Below are 17195 nucleotides of genomic sequence, written 5' to 3'. Positions count from 1 at the left end.
AAAAGCAGATGGGCGAATATAAACCTATGCTTGGCTATATCTCAATATATAAATAACGGTCCCATATAGTGGGAGAAGGCAATAAAAATCCCGTCCCTTAGCGCAGCCAGGTGACGGGATCGATTAAAAAATAGACAAATCCAACTCGCGCATCGCGCCCATCCAGATCGCGTAATCGGTATGGTCCTTGAGGTCATCGCCAGTATCGGGATGCAGGAACACCACCAACCCATTCCGATTGATCACCAACCACGGCAGCACCACGCCGATGTACTCGGCATCGAACGCCAGTTGGCAGCTCCAGTCCGGGTGCGGGCCCACGGGCCGCTCATGCACGCGCCCCATACGCAGCGGGAAGAGTTTGGCGGCGTCTTCGCACAGGGTGCGCGCCTGGTCGATCGTGTTTGCGTCGAAGTAGATATGGGCGTGGTAACCCTTGATACGTTGCATGACGGACTCCGGATCCAATATGCGCCAGATGCTAGACCGCAATCGACGGCAGGGCCAGCCCGGTCAAGGACTGCGCACTACTGGCCTGCTCGGCGACCAGCCAGTCGACAAAACGCTCCACTAACTGCCCCCGGCGTTTGCGTTGGGGTTGCACCACGTAATAGCCGAAACGCGAGATCACTGTGTCGCTGATCGGCCGACACAACCAGTTCTGTTCCAGCAGGTTATCCACCAAGTGGCGCCAGCCGATAGCCACGCCCTGGCCGGCAATCGCGGCTTGAATCAACAGCGTGTAGTTGTCGAAGCGCAGTTGGCCGGGCGTCGGTGCACTGGCGATGCCCAGTTCGCGAAACACGCCGCTCCAGTCGAACCACTGGCTGTTGTTCTCCTGGCGAAGGTGCAGCAATGGAAAATCGTGCAAATTTTGTACAGACAACGGCCTGGCCTGTTCCTTGAGCCACTGCGGGCTGCACACCGGGAACACTTCCTCGTTGAATAGCCACAGGCTGTCGCCCTGCTTGAAACGACCATCGCCAAACAGTACGGCCACGTCGATGTCGCTGCGCAAGGTGGCGTGGTTGCGCTCGCTGGTCACCAGGCTCACATCCACCTGAGGGTTGGCCGCATGAAAGCGATGCAGGCGCGGCATCAACCAATACGCGGCGAAGGCGAAGTCGGTGGCCACTTGCAGCACTTCGTGCTGATCCTGCTGGGTGATCGCACTGAGCCCGGCGTTGATGGCCTGCAAACCGCCTTGCACATGCTCGAACAACAAGGCGCCAGCATCGGTCAGTTCGATGCCACGGTAGATGCGATCAAACAGGCGGATCGCCAGTTGTTCTTCCAGGCGCTTGATCTGCTGGCTGATCGCTGGCTGGGTGGTGCCCAGTTCCATCGCGGCGGCGGTAAAGCTGCGATGACGCGCTGCCGCTTCAAAGGCGCGCAGCAGATCGAGAGACAGGTCACCGAGGGCTTCATACATAAGCTGTGCTTATCCTAGACATTGCTTTTCATGGGCTTTACCCCATTTTCCATGGGCTGCATGCTCAGTCGCATAAACACCGCCTATGGAATGCCGATAGATCATGAAGCGCAAGAACATTCTTTTCATCATGGCCGATCAAATGGCCGCACCGTTGCTTCCGTTCTACGGTTCTTCGCCGATCAAACTGCCAAACCTGAGCCGTCTGGCTGCACAAGGCGTGGTGTTCGACGCCGCCTATTGCAACAGCCCGCTGTGCGCACCGTCGCGCTTCACCCTGGTGAGCGGGCAACTGCCGAGCAAAATCGGCGCCTATGACAACGCGGCGGATTTCCCTGCCGACGTGCCGACTTACGCCCACTACCTGCGCCGCCTCGGCTACCGCACGGCGCTGTCGGGCAAGATGCATTTCTGCGGCCCCGACCAATTGCACGGTTACGAAGAGCGCCTGACCAGCGACATCTACCCCGCCGACTATGGCTGGGCGGTGAACTGGGACGAGCCAGACGTGCGCCCCACTTGGTACCACAACATGTCGTCGGTGCTGCAGGCCGGGCCATGCGTGCGCACCAACCAGCTGGATTTCGATGAAGAGGTGGTGTTCAAGGCCCAGCAATACCTGTTCGACCATATCCGCGAAGACGGCGACCAGCCATTCTGCCTGACCGTGTCGATGACGCACCCGCACGATCCGTACACCATTCCCAAGCCGTTCTGGGACCTGTACGACGACGCCGACATTCCATTGCCTACCACGCCGGCCCAAGCCGATCTCGACCCGCACTCCCAGCGCCTGCTCAAGGTCTACGACTTGTGGGACAAGCCGCTGCCTGTGGATAAGATCCGCGATGCACGCCGCGCCTATTTCGGCGCATGCAGCTACATCGACAGCAATGTCGGCAAGCTGCTGCAGACCCTGGAAGACACAGGCCTGGCCGATGACACCATCATTGTCTTCTCCGGCGATCACGGCGACATGCTCGGCGAGCGGGGCCTCTGGTACAAGATGCATTGGTTTGAAATGGCCGCCCGCGTGCCGCTGCTGGTCAGTGCGCCAGGGCAGTTCGCGGCGGGCCGCGTCAGCAAAGCGGTGTCCACCGCCGACCTGTTGCCAACCCTGGTGGAACTGGCCGGCGGCGAGTTGGACCCGCGACTGCCACTGGATGGCCGCTCACTGGTGCCGCACTTGCAGGGGCAGGGCGGGCACGACGAAGTGTTTGGCGAATACATGGCCGAAGGCACCATCAGCCCGCTGATGATGATTCGCCGTGGCGCCTACAAATTCATCTACAGCGAAGACGACCCTTGTCTACTGTTCGATGTACACAACGACCCTCGGGAGCAGGAAGAACTCAGCCAGTCGCCGCAGCATCAGGCGCTGTTTGCAGCTTTCCTGGACGAGGCGCGGGCCAAATGGGACATCCCGGCGATCCACCAACAGGTGCTCGCCAGCCAACGTCGCCGTCGCCTGGTGTTTGAAGCACTGACCCAGGGCAAGCTGAAGAGCTGGGATCACCAGCCACTGGTGGACGCCAGTCAGCAATACATGCGCAACCATATCGATCTCGACGACCTGGAGCGCAAGGCACGTTATCCACAACCCTGCCAACACCCATAAATAGACAGAGGGAAGGCCATGCAAAAGTTGACTGTGGTATTGGGCATCCTGGCGCTGAGCAGCGTCAACGTGTACGCGGATACCAGCTGCGAAACGGTAAAGATGGCCGATCCAGGCTGGAGCGATATCGCGGCCACCAATGCCATCACCGGTTTCCTGCTGACGGGCATGGGCTACAAGGCCAAGGTCGACACCCTCGCGGTGCCGATCACCTTCGGCGGGCTCAAGGATGGCCAGGTGGATGTGTTCCTGGGCAACTGGATGCCGGCACAGCAGGGCTTCTACGACAAGTTCGTGGCCAATGGCGATGTGGTGCAACTGGCGAAAAACCTCGACGGCACCGAGTTCACCCTCGCCGTGCCCGACTACGTGTGGGACGCCGGTGTGCATGACTTTGCTGACCTGAACACGTTTGCCGACAAGTTCGACAAGAAGATCTACGGCATTGGCTCCGGCGCGCCGGCGAATATCTCGTTGCAAGAGATCATCAAGAAAAACGACTTCGACCTCGGCCAATGGAAGCTGATCGAGTCCAGCGAACAGGCGATGCTGGCCGAAGTGTCGCGAGCGGTGAAGAAGCAGAAATTCGTGACCTTCCTCGGCTGGACGCCGCACCCGATGAACGTGCAATTGAAAATGCATTACCTCAAGGGCGGCGAGAAATACTTTGGTGACACCGGCAGCGTGTATACCTTGACCCGCAAGGGCTATGCGCAGGCCTGCCCAAATGTCGGAAAATTGCTGACCAACCTGAGTTTTACCCAGGAGATGGAGAACAGCATCATGGCCGAGGTGGCCAATAAAAAGGTCAGCAACGCCGATGCGGCCAAGGCGTGGCTAAAGGCGAATCCGGCAGTGTTGGACAAGTGGCTGGACGGCGTGAAAACCGTGGATGGCAAGGGTGCGCTGGCCGCTGTAAAAGCCAAACTCTGACGGCCGCCGCCACTCCGGTGGACGCTGGCTTGCCTGCGATAGCATCACTGTGGTGTTCCGGTAACACCGAGGTGCCAGTATCGCAGGCAAGCCAGCGCCCACAGGGGCTTGCGTGTACTGATACTCTGCCTCACACCTTTTCCGACCCGAGTCTGCGATGCCCCGGCCCAACCGCCAATCACTCTTTCCGTTCCTCGCCTGGCTGCCGCGCCAGACCCGTGCCAGCGTCGGCCGTGACGCACTGGTCGGCCTGAGCGGCGCCGTGCTCGCCCTGCCGCAGTCGATCGCCTACGCACTGATTGCCGGCCTGCCTCCCGAATACGGCTTGTATGCCGCGATTATCCCGGTCCTGATCGCTTGCCTCTGGGGATCATCCTGGCACCTGATCTGCGGCCCCACGGCGGCCATTTCCATCGTGCTTTACGCCAGTGTCAGCCCCCTGGCCGTGCCGGGGTCCCAGGACTACATCACCCTGATCCTGCTGCTCACCTTCCTCGCCGGCGTTTTCCAGTGGCTGCTGGGCATGCTGCGCTTTGGCGCGCTGGTGAATTTTGTCTCTCACTCGGTGGTGCTCGGTTTCACCCTGGGTGCCGCCGTGGTGATTGCCCTGGGGCAGTTGCCCAACCTGCTGGGTTTGGATTTACCCAGCCAGGCTACGGCGATCAATAGCCTGCTGGCACTGATCCACCACAGCGGCGAATGGGACCATGCGTCCCTCGCCCTTGGGCTGGGCACGTTGCTGGTGGGCGCGCTACTCAAGTACCTGGTACCCCGCTGGCCAACGCTGTTGATTGCACTGGCACTGGGCAGCGTGGTCGCATGGGTGTGGCCGGCAATGTTCGGGCATGTGGCGCGGGTCAGTTCATTTGTTGGCAAACTGCCGCCGTTCAGCCCCTTGCCGATGGACCTGGACATGATTCTTCGCCTGCTGCCCAGCGCCGTGGCAGTGGGCATGCTCGGGCTGGTCACCAGCCTGTCGATCGCCCGCTCGCTGTCGGCCCGTTCACAGCAATTGCTCGATGCCAACCAAGAAGTACGCGCGCAGGGTTTATCCAATATCGTTGGCGGATTTTTCTCCGGCTACTTGTCAGCCGGGTCCTTTACTCGCTCCGGCCTCAGCTATGAGGCCGGCGCCTGCTCGCCATTGGCCGGCGTGTTTTCCGCGCTGTGGGTGGCGGTGTTCGCGGTGTTTGGGGCGGCGCTGATCGCACACATCCCGATCCCGAGCATGGCCGCGAGCATCCTGCTGATTTGCTGGGGCCTGGTGGACCATCGCGGCATTCGTGCGTTGTTCCGTGTCAGCCGCGCCGAGTTTGTGGTGATGGGCCTGACGTGCGTGGCCACCTTGCTGCTGGAGCTGCAGACGGCAATTTATGCCGGGGTGCTGGCGTCACTGTTTTTCTACCTCAAGCGCACCTCGCAACCCCGGGTGCAGCAGTGGCGTGAGGGAGACGAAGATGTGCTGCGGGTGGGTGGCTCGATCTTTTTCGGCGCCAGCCATTACCTGCAAGTACGCCTGCAACGTTTGCAGGGCGAACGGGTGGTGATCGAGGCGCAGCAGATTAACTTTATCGACTATTCCGGGGTGGAGATGCTGCATCAGGAAGCGCGGCGCCTGAAGGGCTTGGGACGCAGCCTGACGTTGCGCAGGGCCAGGCCGCAGGTGGTGGAGGAGTTGAGGAAACTGGAAGGGGCCGACAAGTGCCCCATCCAGTTCGAAGACTAAACACCATTGAACTGTGGGCGCTGGCTTGCGTGCTCCCACAGTGCCGTGCCCACGTCAGATAGCGTCAGGCCAACTGCCGGCGCAACTCGGCCAGCACCGGCGCCGAATCCGGGCGCACGCCGCGCCACAGGAAGAACGCTTCCGCCGCCTGTTCCACCAACATGCCCAAGCCATCCATGGCCACGGACGCGCCCTGTTCGGTCGCCCAGCGGCAGAACGCGGTCGGCTCCTTGGCGTACATCATGTCGTAGCAAAAGGTCTTGCCCGGATCGATCAGGCTGCCGGCAATCGGCGGTACATCGCCTGACAAGCTTGCGGACGTGGCGTTGATGATCACGTCCACCGGCTCACGCAGCCAGTCGAAACCGCTGGCAGACACCGGGCCCAGGTCGTCGAACAACTCGGCGAGCAACTCGGCTTTTTCTACGGTGCGGTTGGCGATGATCAGCGAGGCCGGTTGCTCGGCCAGCAGCGGCTCCAGCGCGCCACGTACCGCACCGCCGGCACCCAGTAGCAGGATGCGCTGGCCCTGCAGTTTCAGCCCGGCATTGACCGTGAGATCACGCACCAGGCCGGCGCCGTCGGTGTTATCACCCAGCAGCCTACCGTCGGCCAGCCTGCTCAGGGTGTTCACCGCGCCCGCACGTTGGGCGCGTTCGGTCAGGGTGTTGGCCAGGCGGTAGGCGTCTTCCTTGAACGGCACCGTGACGTTCGCGCCACGGCCGTGTTGAAAAAACTCACGGGCACAGCCGGTGAAATCCTCCAGCGGTGCCAGCAAGGTGCTGTAGTCCAGTTGCTCGCCCGTTTGCTCGGCGAACATCCGGTGGATCAGCGGCGACTTGCTGTGGCCGATGGGGTTGCCGAAGACGACGTAACGATCCATCAGACAGCCGCCTTGGGCGCGGCGATGCCGAGCCAGTCGCGGTCTTGCAGGAAGTAGTCGGTAAGACGCGCCTCTTCGCTGCCGGGCTGGGCCTTCCAGTCGTAGTTCCAGCGCACTTGCGGCGGCAGCGACATCAGGATCGACTCGGTGCGCCCACCCGACTGCAAGCCGAACAGGGTGCCACGGTCATAGACCAGGTTGAATTCAACGTAGCGACCGCGACGGAATTCCTGGAATTCGCGCTGTTGCTCGGTGTAGGCGAGAGCCTTGCGGCGCTGCACGATCGGCAAGTAGGCGTCGATGTAAGCGTCGCCGATGGCCCGGATGAAGGCGAAGCAGGTGTCGAAGCCCCACTCGTTCAAGTCATCGAAGAACAGGCCGCCGATACCGCGCGGTTCGTTGCGGTGCTTGATATGGAAGTAGGTGTCACACCACGCCTTGTAGCGCGAATACACATCCGGACCGAACGGCGCACAGGCCTGCTCGGCCACGCGGTGCCAGTGGACGCAGTCTTCTTCGTTGCCGTAGTAAGGCGTGAGGTCGAAGCCACCACCGAACCACCATACCGGTTCTTCACCCTCTTTCTCGGCGATGAAAAACCGCACGTTGGCGTGGGAAGTCGGCACATGTGGGTTATGCGGATGGATCACCAGCGACACGCCCAGGGCTTCAAAGCCTCGACCGGCCAGTTCAGGTCGATGCGCGCTGGCGGACGGTGGCAGGCCGCTACCAAACACGTGGGAAAAGTTAACGCCGCCTTTTTCGATCACCGAACCGTTCTCGATTACACGGGTGCGACCACCGCCGCCGGCAGGCCGGGTCCAGGCGTCTTCGATAAAGCGAGTGTCCGTCTCGAAGGTTTCCAGGGCGCTGCAAATGCGGTCTTGCAGGTCTAGCAGGTAGGCCTTTACAGCCTCGGTGCGGGTAGTCATGGCATCACCTTGAATCGGGCAAAGCTACGCGAGGCCATTGGGCGTCGGCGGCAAATGGGCGCACAGGATACCACTGCACCCCATTGCGCCGCAGTTGACGAAGATCAAGCTTAGGAGTGGGATAGTGGGCTACGCGAATTCGACCCAAGGAGAAGGCAGATGGCAAAACGTATCCAGTTCAGCGCCCATGGCGGCCCCGAAGTGCTTGAGTATGTGGACTACACGCCGGCGGAGCCGGGCCCGCAGCAGGTGCGTGTGCGTAACGAGGCGATCGGCCTGAACTTCATCGACACCTATTTCCGCAGTGGCCTGTACGCGCCGCCCGCGTTGCCATCGGGGTTGGGCGCAGAAGGCGCCGGTGTGGTCGACGCCGTCGGCAGCGAAGTCACCCAATTCAAGGTCGGCGACCGCGTGGCCTATGGCAGCGGCCCGCTGGGTGCCTATAGCCAGCTGCACGTGTTGCCCGCCGCCAACCTGGTGCACCTGCCGGATGAGATCAGCTACGAACAAGCCGCCGGCGCCATGCTCAAGGGCCTGACCGTGCAGTACCTGTTGCGCCAGACCTACGAACTGAAAGGCGGCGAAACCATCCTGTTCCATGCCGCCGCAGGCGGCGTAGGCTCCCTGGCCTGTCAATGGGCCAAGGCGCTGGGCGTCAAGCTGATCGGTACCGTCAGCTCGCCGGAAAAAGCCGCGTTGGCCAAATCCTTAGGAGCCTGGGAAACCATCGACTACAGCAAGGAAGATGTCGCACAGCGCGTGCTGGAATTGACCGACGGCAAAAAAGTCCCGGTGGTGTACGACGGCGTTGGCAAGGACACCTGGCTGACGTCACTGGACAGCGTCGCGCCGCGGGGGCTGGTGGTGAGTTTCGGTAATGCGTCGGGTGCGGTGGACGGGGTGAACCTGGGGATTCTGGCGGCCAAAGGCTCGCTGTACGTCACCCGGCCGACGTTGGCGACCTACGCCAATAACCCGCAGAACCTGCAGGCAATGGCGGATGACCTGTTCTCGATGATCAAGAGCGGTAAGGTGCGCATTGATATCAACCAGCGCTATTCACTGGCGGATGCGGCGAAGGCACAGACCGAGTTGTCCGGGCGGCGCACGACAGGGTCGACCATTCTGTTGCCGTAGGACAATCGATATCTGGAGCCTGTAAACGCCTCATCGCGGGCAGGCCCGGCGCCCACATTTGACCGCGTTGTCATGACGAACACGGATCAAGTATGGGCGCCGGGCTTGCCCGCGATGGCCGCGCCTCGGCCTCAGGAAGGCCGCACCACCTCGCCCGTCACCAGATCGCGAATCAGGCTCGGGTTCTTGCGCCCACCCAGGGCGCCACCCAATACCAGGTCTACCTGGCCACGGAAGTATTGCTCCACGCGAATCCGCGAGCGCGCCGCCGGACGTCCCTGGGGGTTGGCCGACGTGGAAATCAACGGCCCCACCAGCGAGCACAAGTCGCGCACCAGTGGATGATCGGTTACCCGCAGCGCCACGGTGTCGTGAACACCCGTTACCCATTCCGGCAGCATGTCCTGATGAGGCACCAGCCAGGTGTTCGGGCCCGGCCAGGTGCTGGCCATGCGGTCGATCCAATCCTGCGGGAAATCTTCGAACAGGAAGTCGAACTGACGGATGTTGTCCGCCACCAGGATCAGGCCCTTGTCCACCGAACGGTTCTTGATGGCGAGCAAACGGTCCACTGCTTCTTCGTTCCACGGGTCGCAGCCCAAGCCCCAAACTGCCTCGGTTGGGTAGGCAATCACCGCGCCTGCGCGAATTTCTCGTGCGGTTTCCAGCACACGCCACCGGTTGACCATGGTTCACTCTCCAGACTAAAGCTCTGCGCAGTTTACCGATCTTCGTTACAAAACCTAGCAGCGCGCAAGCCAGCGCCCGCTTTCGCAGATGACCTGGCCTTCGAGTTCAAGCTCGGTCAGGGTCGCCAACACCTGGGACAGCGGCCGCCCGCTGGCAATCGCCAGGCCTTCACTGGTGTGGGGCGCCGCGTGCAGCAGCGCCACCAGCGGATGCACGACAGGCATCGGCGTCGGTCGGGACAGCGCCTGCCAGCCACGCAAACCTTCAAGAATGTGCTCGATGGTTTCCACCAGTACCGCACCGTCACGGATCAACTGGTGACAGCCCTTGGCGCCGGGATGATGAATGGACCCCGGAATGGCATACACCTCGCGGCCTTGCTCGGCCGCCAGTTTCGCGGTGATCAGCGAACCACTGGCCATGCTGGCTTCCACCACCAGTACGCCCAGGGACAACCCGCTGATGATGCGGTTACGCCTGGGGAAGTTGCCGGCCTGGGGCGGTGCGTCCAGGGGAAACTCGGAAACCACGGCACTGCCTTGGTCAATCATCGCCGCCGCCAGGCGTGTGTGACGCTGTGGATAAAAATTTTCCAGCCCGGTGCCGAGTACCCCGATTGTCTGGCCGCCCACGTCCAATGCGGCTTGATGAGCTGCGCCGTCGATGCCTAAGGCCAGGCCGCTGGTGATGACAAAACCGGCACTCGCCAGGCTGCGGGAAAACGCGGCCGCCGTGTCCATGCCAGGACGGGTTGCGCGGCGGCTCCCCACCATCGCCAGTTGCGGTTTTTCCAGGATCAGGGGGTCACCGGCGACGAATAACAGCGGTGGCGCGTCATCAATCTGGGCGAGCAGCGCGGGGTACTCCGGCTGGTCCCACATCAGCAAATGCTGGCCCGGGCACGCCAGCCAGGCCAATGCCGAACGGGCACCCTCGCGGACTTCATGGCTGCGACGGGCGTCGGCACTGATGGCCGGCACACCCAGTGAACGCCAGGCACTGGCGGGTGCACTGAGAGCCTTGGATGCAGAGCCGAACGCTTCGATCAGCAAGCGAAAGCGCTTGGGACCCAGTTCCGGCAGCCTGTGCAAGCGTAGTCGGGCTTCCAGTTCTGACGGGGATATTTCATGACAGTTTATCGGATTCATTTGATCATCCTTGACCGGAACAAGCTGTGGATAACTCTGTTGGTAACTTATTTAGCAGGCTATTTATTGTGTTTGGTGGGCAGTCTCGAATCGGTCCATCACCGCCAACGGTCGTGAGGCACTGAGCACAAGGGCGTAACTGAGCTTTTCGTAGGTGCGAAACACCAGTAGGACGCCGGCGTGTTCATCGGGAAGCTTCACCGGGGCTGCGGTGAAGATGTCGCGCACGGTAGCGCCAGTCTTGATCACACTGAGGCGTTGGCCTTCGACCAGGCCGTCGCGACGGCCTTTGTTCAGGGTGACTGCATCGAGTACGCCGATCTGAGTGACGCCTTTGGGGATATCGATGATTTGCCCTTCGACAAAAGCCGCTGCCGGCGTGTCTCCAAAGGTCGTCGGGTCGACGGGAGACTGCACGCGCAGCAGGCGGTCGCCGGGACGTACCTCCTGGGTGATCCGCTGTACGGCCAGGGTCGTCAGGTCACCGGCCACGACAAATCGCGCAGTGCCAATGTCGTCGGCATTGATGCCCAGCAGTTCCTGGGTGTGGGGGTCGGTGTAGACCTTACCCCGTCGGAAGATTGCGTAATCGGGCTGGGAAGGGTCCAAGTTGCCTCGGGCATGCACCCGCTCGCCATTGGCACCCAGCACGCGTCCTGCATCGGCGGCGACAATGTACGGGGCGTTGTCCAGATCCTGGGGCGAATCAAGCAGGCGGTTATGCAGTAAAAACCGCTGGATAGCGTGTTGCGTCGGCTGATCCAGTCGCTGGACGGGCTGCGGCAGCAGGGCCATCGCGAACGGGGCCCACAGCAGCAAGACGAGTAGCGATTTCCTCATGGGGTCAATCTCCTTTATTATGTGCGTTCGCGTGAAATGCCAGAGCCTTCGCGGCTTCGGGGCGCTTCACACCGGCTGTCTGGGTCCATCCCAACGCCGATTTGCCTCTACCTCACATGTGCAGCAATTACGCTTATGGCTATTTTGAACATCCTCGAATTCCCCGACTCGCGCCTGCGCACGATCGCCAAACCGGTGGCCGTAGTGGACGACAAGGTTCGTCAGTTGGTCGATGACATGTTTGAAACAATGTATGAAGCCCCGGGCATCGGCCTCGCCGCGACCCAGGTCAACGTGCATCAGCGCATCGTGGTCATGGACCTGTCGGAAGACCGCAGCGAACCGATGGTGTACATCAACCCCGAGTTCGAACCGCTGACCGACGAGATGGGCGAATACCAGGAAGGTTGCCTGTCGGTGCCGGAGTTCTACGAGAACGTCGAGCGCCCGCTGCGCGTGAAGATCAAGGCCCTGGACCGCGACGGCAAGCCGTTCGAGCTGATTGCCGAAGGCCTGTTGGCAGTGTGCATCCAGCACGAATGCGACCACCTCAATGGCAAGCTGTTTGTCGATTACCTGTCCACGCTCAAGCGCGACCGGATTAAGAAGAAGCTGGAAAAAAAGCATCGCCAGCAAGCTTGATGCCCTTCTTCCAAAGGCTTGCTGCGGCAAGCCTTTTTCTTTTGTGACTGCTTTTAACCGAGACCTCCCATGACCGAGCCACTGCGCATTGTTTTTGCCGGTACCCCCGAATTTGCCGCCGAACACCTCAAGGCGCTGCTTGCCAGCCCTCATGACATCGTCGCGGTGTACACCCAGCCGGATCGCCCGGCCGGTCGCGGGCAAAAACTGATGCCGAGCCCGGTCAAACAGTTGGCGCTGGAGCACACTATTCCCGTACTGCAGCCGCCGACCCTGCGTAACGCAGAAGCCCAGGCTGAATTGGCCGCGCTGCAACCGGACTTGCTGGTGGTGGTGGCCTACGGCCTGATCCTGCCCCAGGCGGTGCTGGATATTCCGCGGCTGGGCTGCATCAACAGTCATGCTTCGCTGTTGCCACGCTGGCGCGGTGCTGCGCCGATCCAGCGCGCCGTGGAAGCGGGCGACGGCGAGAGCGGCGTGACCGTGATGCGCATGGAGGCGGGCCTGGACACCGGCCCGATGCTGCTCAAGGTCACCACGCCTATCACCGCCGAAGACACCGGCGGCAGCCTGCACGACCGTCTGGCTGAACTGGGCCCGCCCGCGGTGATCCAGGCCATCACCGGCCTTGCGGCCGGCACCCTGCAAGGTGAAGTCCAGGACGACAGCCTGGCTACCTACGCCCATAAGCTGAACAAAGACGAAGCGCGCATCGACTGGAGCCGTCCCGCCGTGGAGTTGGAACGCCTGGTGCGTGCGTTCAACCCGTGGCCGATCTGCCACAGCAGCCTCGACGGCGAAGCCTTGAAGGTACTCGCCGCGACGTTGGCCGATGGCAAAGGCGCCCCAGGGGAAATCATCGGCGCCAGCAAAGATGGCCTGGTGGTGGCTTGCGGTGAACAGGCACTGTGCCTGACTCGTCTGCAATTGCCCGGCGGCAAGGCTCTGAACTTCAGCGATTTGTTCAACAGCCGTCGTGAGAAATTTGCCCTGGGCACGATCCTTGGGGTGGCCGCTCAATGAACCCACGTCTGGCCGCCGCCAAGGCTCTCGCCGCTGTCCTCAACGGCAAGGCCTCGCTTAACAGCTCACTGCCGACACAGCTGGATAAAGTCGAGGATCGCGACCGCGGTTTCACCCAGGACCTGGCCTTTGGCACCGCCCGTTGGCAACCACGTTTGTCTGCGCTAGCGGCCAAGCTGCTGCAAAAGCCGTTCAAGGGCGCGGACGCGGACGTCGAGGCACTGTTGCTGGTGGGCCTCTATCAGTTGCTCTACACCCGCGTGCCGGCCCACGCTGCCATCGGTGAAACCGTCGGTTGTGCCGACAAACTGAAAAAGCCCTGGGCCAAGGCCTTGCTCAATGCCGTGCTGCGCCGTGCCCAGCGCGAGAGCGATGCGCTGCTGGCCGAGCTGGAACACGATCCGGTAGTGCGTACCGCTCACCCGCGCTGGCTGCAAAAGTCCCTGAAAGCCTTCTGGCCCGAGCAATGGGAAGCGATCTGCGCGGCCAACAACGCACATCCGCCGATGATCCTGCGGGTCAACCGGCGTCACCACGGCCGTGATGCCTACCTGCAATTGCTCACCGACGCCGGCATCAACGCTACGCCGTGCGTGTACAGCACTGACGGCATCGTGCTCGAGGCCGCCGCCGATGTGCGCAGCCTGCCGGGCCTTTACCGAAGGCTGGATCAGTGTGCAGGACGAGGCTGCGCAGTTGGCCGCCGACTTGCTCGACTTGGCTCCCGGCCAGCGCGTACTCGACGCCTGCTGTGCGCCCGGCGGTAAGACGTGCCACATCCTGGAGGTCGAAAAAGACCTGGCCGGTGTAGTGGCTGTGGATCTTGAAGCCAAGCGCTTGGTGCGCGTACGGGAAAACCTCGCGCGCCTGGGCTTGAGCGCCGAGCTGATCGCCGCCGATGGGCGCGACACTGCCGCATGGTGGGACGGCAAGCCGTTCCAGCGCATCCTGCTGGACGCACCGTGCTCAGCCACTGGCGTGATCCGCCGGCACCCGGATATCAAACTCACCCGCCAACCCGACGACATTGCCGCCCTGGCCGTGCTGCAAGGCGAACTGCTCGACGCGCTGTGGCCGACCCTGGAAGTCGGCGGCATCCTGCTTTACGCCACCTGCTCCACCTTGCCACCGAGAACACCGAGGTCATCGAAGCCTTCCTCGCCCGCACCAGCGGGCGCCCGGGAGCTGGACCTCGCCACCCACGGCTGGCATCAAGCAGCCCCATGGCCGCCAATTGCTCGTGCAAGAAGGCGGACATGATGGCTTCTACTACGCCAAACTGATCAAGATCGCCGCCGCGCGCGGCTGAATGGTTTTAAGGGAGTGACCGGATGAAAATCATCATCCTTGGGGCAGGGCAGGTCGGCGGTTTCGCTGGCCGAACATTTGGCCAGCGAAGCCAACGACATCACCGTGGTCGACACCGATGCCGAGCGCCTGCGCAACCTCGGCGACCGCCTGGATATCCGTACGGTACAGGGTCGAGCGTCGTTTCCGACGGTGCTGCGCCAGGCCGGTGCCGACGATGCCGATATGCTCGTCGCCGTGACCAACAGCGATGAAACCAACATGGTCGCCTGCCAGGTCGCCCACACCCTGTTCCATACCCCGACCAAGATCGCTCGTGTGCGCGAAGCGGCCTACCTGACCCGCGCCGGCCTGTTCGACAACGACGCGATTCCGGTGGACGTACTGATCAGCCCTGAACAAGTGGTCACCCATTACATCAAGCGCCTGATCGAAATCCCAGGCGCCTTGCAGGTGATCGACTTTGCCGGTGGCAAGGCGCAATTGGTCGCGGTGAAGGCTTATTACGGTGGCCCGCTGGTGGGCCAGCAACTGCGCCAGTTGCGTGAGCACATGCCCAATGTGGAAACCCGCGTAGCCGCAATTTTCCGCCGTGACCGCCCGATCCTGCCCCAGGGCGATACAGTGATCGAGGCTGACGACGAAGTGTTTTTCATCGCGGCCAAGGCGAATATTCGCGCCGTCATGAGTGAAATGCGCCGCCTCGACGAGACCTACAAACGCATTCGTCATCGCGGGGTGGCGGGCAGATCGGCGAGCGTTTGGCCGAAGCCATCGAAAGCCGCTACCAGGTAAAGATCATCGAGATGAGCCCGGCTCGTTGCCGGCATTTGTCTGACACCTTGGACAGCACTGTCGTACTGCAAGGCAGTGCCTCGGACCGCGACCTGCTGATGGAAGAAAACATCGCCGACGCCGATATCTTCCTCGCGCTGACCAACGATGACGAAGCCAACATCATGTCGTCGTTGCTGGCCAAGCGCTTGGGCGCGAAGAAAGTGATGACCATCATCAATAACCCGGCCTATGTGGACTTGATCCAGGGCGGCGATATCGACATCGCCATCAGCCCGCAGTTGGCCACCATCGGCACCTTGCTCGCCCACGTGCGCCGCGGCGATATCGTCAGCGTGCATTCCCTGCGGCGCGGCGCGGCGGAAGCCATCGAAGCGATTGCCCACGGCGACTCGAAGTCGAGCAAGGTGATCGGCAAGGCCATCCGCGATATCGGCTTGCCGCCAGGCACCACCATGGCGCGATCATTCGTGACGAAGAGGTGATCATTGCCCACGACGATACGGTGATCGCCACGGGTGACCATGTGATCCTGTTCCTGGTGGACAAGAAACATATTCGCGACGTGGAGAAATTGTTCCACGTGGGGCTGAGTTTTTTCTGACGCCGTCGCCGGCAAGGAATAGGCGTCCCCCCGGCGCCTACAAGGGGGTTCTGTATGCTTGAGTCACTGGAGAAAATGCTCGCCAAGGGTGTGGATAACGCGCTGCTGCGTTTTGGTTTGGGCAAGGGTTACCTGGACGCGAAGGACAACAGCAAGGCAGCGGAGCATCTGCAGAAATGCGTCGAGTTCGATCCGAAGTATTCGGCGGCGTGGAAGCTGTTGGGTAAGGCGCACCACGCTCAAGGCGATAGCGCGGCAGCCCGACAAGCCTGGGAGAAGGGCATCGAAGCGGCACAAGCCCATGGCGACAAGCAGGCCGAGAAAGAGATGGCGGTGTTCCTGAAGAACTCGATCGCCAACCTTGAGCCAGCTCCCACATTAGATCTGCATGGGTCTTGAGTCAGGGGTGGCTCAGTACCACCGCGCCTCGCCCGGCGGGCGCTTCTTGAAGCGCTTCATGCTCCACATGTACTGGCTCGGGTACGCACCGACATACCGCTCCACCACCTTGCTCATCGCCGCGCAGGACGTAGCGGTGTCAGTGCTGTACATGTCTTCCGGTGCCGCTTCCAGGATCACTTTATAACCCGAGCCATCCGGCAGCCGCAGGGCATGCAGGAACACACCCACGGCTTTGTGGCCGGCGAGCATGTTCGGCACAAACTTGCTGGTGAGCGCCTGGGTGGCGAAGAACGGCACGAAGATCCCGGCGGATTCAGCCGGTTCCGGGTCGGCGGGAATACCCACTTGGCCGCCTTTGCGCACTTCCTTGATCACACTGAGGATGCCTTCCTTGGTAGACGCCGCTACGCGGTTGCCCAACTGCACGCGCTGTTTTCGCAGCAACTCATCCACCGCCTTGAGCTTGGGCGGACGGTAGAAAATGATCGGTTTGCACTGGCTGCAATAGAAGTGGTTCAGCACTTCCCAGTTGCCCAGGTGGCTGGTGATGCCAACCACGCCTTTGCCTGAGGCGAGGGCTTCGTGCAGCACTTCCAGGCCTTCGACTTCACGCACCAGGTCGATGGAGCGCTGGGCCGGCCGATCCAGGCGCAGGCGCTTTCGGTCAGGGACTTGCCGATGTCCATCAGGCTGCGGCCGACCAGCGCTTCGCGCTCATGGGGTCCATTCCGGGAAGCACTTGGAGAGGTTGATCCGCACGGTGTCGCGGGAACGGTTGGGGGTTTTCCACATGATCCAGCCGATGGCCGTGCCTACCGCCTGGACAGCGCGCCAAGGCAGCAGGGCAAACAGCCGGAGAGCACCTACCAGCAAGGCGCCTTTAAACTTTTCCACAGGTCACTCCTGATCGTGTGTGGTGCGCAAAGCCGGCATTCTAACCGGCGTTGACCAAGTCCGCGTAACGGTCGCAGTCCTGAGTGTGGTCCATGACCATGCCCGAGGCCTGCATGAAGGCGTAGCAAATGGTCGGCCCGACGAAGGTAAAGCCGGCTTTTTTCAGCGCCTTGCTCATCGCTTCGGCC

15 protein-coding genes and 3 pseudogenes are annotated in these 17195 nt (G+C 61.8%); 9 read left to right on the top strand and 9 right to left on the bottom strand.

Annotation, left to right across the window (positions count from 1 at the left end; translation table 11 throughout):
- Window positions 1-123 precede the first annotated feature (123 nt).
- Together ATH90_RS00090 and ATH90_RS00085 are read right to left on the bottom strand one after the other, a co-directional pair.
- Entirely contained in the window at window positions 124-450 is a 327-nt protein-coding gene (locus tag ATH90_RS00090) for a DOPA 4,5-dioxygenase family protein (protein ID WP_034110537.1), read from the bottom strand.
- Between the two features lie 31 nt (window positions 451-481).
- Window positions 482-1432: a choline sulfate utilization transcriptional regulator gene (locus ATH90_RS00085; RefSeq protein ID WP_034110536.1), complete on the bottom strand. Its 951-nt coding sequence runs from the start codon at window positions 1430-1432 to the stop codon at window positions 482-484.
- A gap of 103 nt (window positions 1433-1535) precedes the next feature.
- Between ATH90_RS00085 and betC the strand changes: the two genes are divergently transcribed.
- From betC to ATH90_RS00070, 3 genes are all read left to right on the top strand, one after another.
- A complete protein-coding gene (gene betC, locus ATH90_RS00080; protein ID WP_098465470.1) occupies window positions 1536-3050 on the top strand; it encodes a choline-sulfatase in 1515 nt (504 codons plus the stop codon).
- Between the two features lie 18 nt (window positions 3051-3068).
- Window positions 3069-3983, top strand: coding sequence for a choline ABC transporter substrate-binding protein (gene choX, locus ATH90_RS00075; protein ID WP_098465469.1), 915 nt, complete (start codon window positions 3069-3071; stop codon window positions 3981-3983).
- A gap of 157 nt (window positions 3984-4140) precedes the next feature.
- The gene (locus ATH90_RS00070) at window positions 4141-5709 is read left to right on the top strand and encodes a SulP family inorganic anion transporter (protein WP_069078633.1); all 1569 of its coding nucleotides are present in this window, start codon (window positions 4141-4143) and stop codon (window positions 5707-5709) included.
- A gap of 64 nt (window positions 5710-5773) precedes the next feature.
- Here ATH90_RS00070 and aroE read toward each other — a convergent pair whose 3' ends face one another.
- Window positions 5774-6592: a shikimate dehydrogenase gene (gene aroE, locus ATH90_RS00065; RefSeq protein WP_098465468.1), complete on the bottom strand. Its 819-nt coding sequence runs from the start codon at window positions 6590-6592 to the stop codon at window positions 5774-5776.
- Window positions 6592-7524: an oxygen-dependent coproporphyrinogen oxidase gene (hemF, locus tag ATH90_RS00060; RefSeq protein WP_034110527.1), complete on the bottom strand. Its 933-nt coding sequence runs from the start codon at window positions 7522-7524 to the stop codon at window positions 6592-6594. Before hemF ends, aroE begins: the two co-directional genes overlap by 1 nt.
- Before the next feature lie 159 nt (window positions 7525-7683).
- Here hemF and ATH90_RS00055 point away from each other — a divergent pair, with 159 nt between their 5' ends.
- A complete protein-coding gene (locus tag ATH90_RS00055) occupies window positions 7684-8661 on the top strand; it encodes a quinone oxidoreductase family protein (RefSeq protein ID WP_069078632.1) in 978 nt (325 codons plus the stop codon).
- 131 nt (window positions 8662-8792) lie between these two features.
- Here ATH90_RS00055 and tsaC read toward each other — a convergent pair whose 3' ends face one another.
- From tsaC to ATH90_RS00040, 3 genes are all read right to left on the bottom strand, one after another.
- Window positions 8793-9350 (bottom strand): L-threonylcarbamoyladenylate synthase type 1 TsaC, encoded by a 558-nt coding sequence (tsaC, locus tag ATH90_RS00050; RefSeq protein ID WP_034110523.1) that lies wholly within the window; start codon window positions 9348-9350, stop codon window positions 8793-8795.
- 54 nt (window positions 9351-9404) lie between these two features.
- Window positions 9405-10499 (bottom strand): DNA-processing protein DprA, encoded by a 1095-nt coding sequence (dprA, locus tag ATH90_RS00045; RefSeq protein ID WP_034110521.1) that lies wholly within the window; start codon window positions 10497-10499, stop codon window positions 9405-9407.
- Between the two features lie 63 nt (window positions 10500-10562).
- Window positions 10563-11339 carry a peptidoglycan-binding protein gene (locus ATH90_RS00040; RefSeq protein WP_098465467.1) on the bottom strand — a complete coding sequence of 259 codons (777 nt, stop codon included), beginning with the start codon at window positions 11337-11339 and terminating at the stop codon, window positions 10563-10565.
- A gap of 135 nt (window positions 11340-11474) precedes the next feature.
- Here ATH90_RS00040 and def point away from each other — a divergent pair, with 135 nt between their 5' ends.
- The 5 genes and pseudogenes from def (at window position 11475) to ATH90_RS00015 (ending at window position 16110) form a co-directional block, all read left to right on the top strand.
- The gene (gene def / locus ATH90_RS00035; protein WP_034110518.1) at window positions 11475-11981 is read left to right on the top strand and encodes a peptide deformylase; all 507 of its coding nucleotides are present in this window, start codon (window positions 11475-11477) and stop codon (window positions 11979-11981) included.
- A 69-nt stretch (window positions 11982-12050) separates the two neighbouring features.
- Complete coding sequence (gene fmt, locus ATH90_RS00030; RefSeq protein ID WP_098465466.1) at window positions 12051-13004, top strand: methionyl-tRNA formyltransferase; 954 nt, start codon at window positions 12051-12053, stop codon at window positions 13002-13004.
- Window positions 13001-14313: pseudogene (rsmB, locus tag ATH90_RS00025) on the top strand (16S rRNA (cytosine(967)-C(5))-methyltransferase RsmB). Before fmt ends, rsmB begins: the two are co-directional and overlap by 4 nt.
- Window positions 14314-14335: 22 nt before the next feature.
- Window positions 14336-15711, top strand: a pseudogene (gene trkA / locus ATH90_RS00020) (Trk system potassium transporter TrkA).
- A gap of 54 nt (window positions 15712-15765) precedes the next feature.
- The gene (locus tag ATH90_RS00015; RefSeq protein WP_098465465.1) at window positions 15766-16110 is read left to right on the top strand and encodes a tetratricopeptide repeat protein; all 345 of its coding nucleotides are present in this window, start codon (window positions 15766-15768) and stop codon (window positions 16108-16110) included.
- Between the two features lie 12 nt (window positions 16111-16122).
- On the opposite strand, the pseudogene ATH90_RS00010 reads toward ATH90_RS00015, so the two are convergent.
- A pseudogene (locus tag ATH90_RS00010) lies at window positions 16123-17007 on the bottom strand (lysophospholipid acyltransferase).
- Between the two features lie 40 nt (window positions 17008-17047).
- A partial coding sequence (locus tag ATH90_RS00005; RefSeq protein WP_141537441.1) for a DNA-3-methyladenine glycosylase I occupies window positions 17048-17195 on the bottom strand: 148 nt, incomplete at its 5' end.

It is taken from the genome of Pseudomonas lurida (assembly GCF_002563895.1).
Lineage (GTDB): Bacteria > Pseudomonadota > Gammaproteobacteria > Pseudomonadales > Pseudomonadaceae > Aquipseudomonas > Aquipseudomonas lurida.
The sequence above is the reverse complement of the archived record's forward strand: the minus strand, read 5'-3'. Positions and strand labels throughout refer to the sequence as shown.

What these genes read in the sequence shown, in the direction of transcription:
- ATH90_RS00090 (WP_034110537.1), bottom strand. Translation starts at nt 450, where the DNA reads ATGCAACGTATCAAGGGTTACCACGCCCATATCTACTTCGACGCAAAC.
- ATH90_RS00085 (WP_034110536.1), bottom strand. Translation starts at nt 1,432, where the DNA reads ATGTATGAAGCCCTCGGTGACCTGTCTCTCGATCTGCTGCGCGCCTTT.
- betC (WP_098465470.1), top strand. Translation starts at nt 1,536, where the DNA reads ATGAAGCGCAAGAACATTCTTTTCATCATGGCCGATCAAATGGCCGCA.
- choX (WP_098465469.1), top strand. Translation starts at nt 3,069, where the DNA reads ATGCAAAAGTTGACTGTGGTATTGGGCATCCTGGCGCTGAGCAGCGTC.
- ATH90_RS00070 (WP_069078633.1), top strand. Translation starts at nt 4,141, where the DNA reads ATGCCCCGGCCCAACCGCCAATCACTCTTTCCGTTCCTCGCCTGGCTG.
- aroE (WP_098465468.1), bottom strand. Translation starts at nt 6,592, where the DNA reads ATGGATCGTTACGTCGTCTTCGGCAACCCCATCGGCCACAGCAAGTCG.
- hemF (WP_034110527.1), bottom strand. Translation starts at nt 7,524, where the DNA reads ATGACTACCCGCACCGAGGCTGTAAAGGCCTACCTGCTAGACCTGCAA.
- ATH90_RS00055 (WP_069078632.1), top strand. Translation starts at nt 7,684, where the DNA reads ATGGCAAAACGTATCCAGTTCAGCGCCCATGGCGGCCCCGAAGTGCTT.
- tsaC (WP_034110523.1), bottom strand. Translation starts at nt 9,350, where the DNA reads ATGGTCAACCGGTGGCGTGTGCTGGAAACCGCACGAGAAATTCGCGCA.
- dprA (WP_034110521.1), bottom strand. Translation starts at nt 10,499, where the DNA reads ATGAATCCGATAAACTGTCATGAAATATCCCCGTCAGAACTGGAAGCC.
- ATH90_RS00040 (WP_098465467.1), bottom strand. Translation starts at nt 11,339, where the DNA reads ATGAGGAAATCGCTACTCGTCTTGCTGCTGTGGGCCCCGTTCGCGATG.
- def (WP_034110518.1), top strand. Translation starts at nt 11,475, where the DNA reads ATGGCTATTTTGAACATCCTCGAATTCCCCGACTCGCGCCTGCGCACG.
- fmt (WP_098465466.1), top strand. Translation starts at nt 12,051, where the DNA reads ATGACCGAGCCACTGCGCATTGTTTTTGCCGGTACCCCCGAATTTGCC.
- ATH90_RS00015 (WP_098465465.1), top strand. Translation starts at nt 15,766, where the DNA reads ATGCTTGAGTCACTGGAGAAAATGCTCGCCAAGGGTGTGGATAACGCG.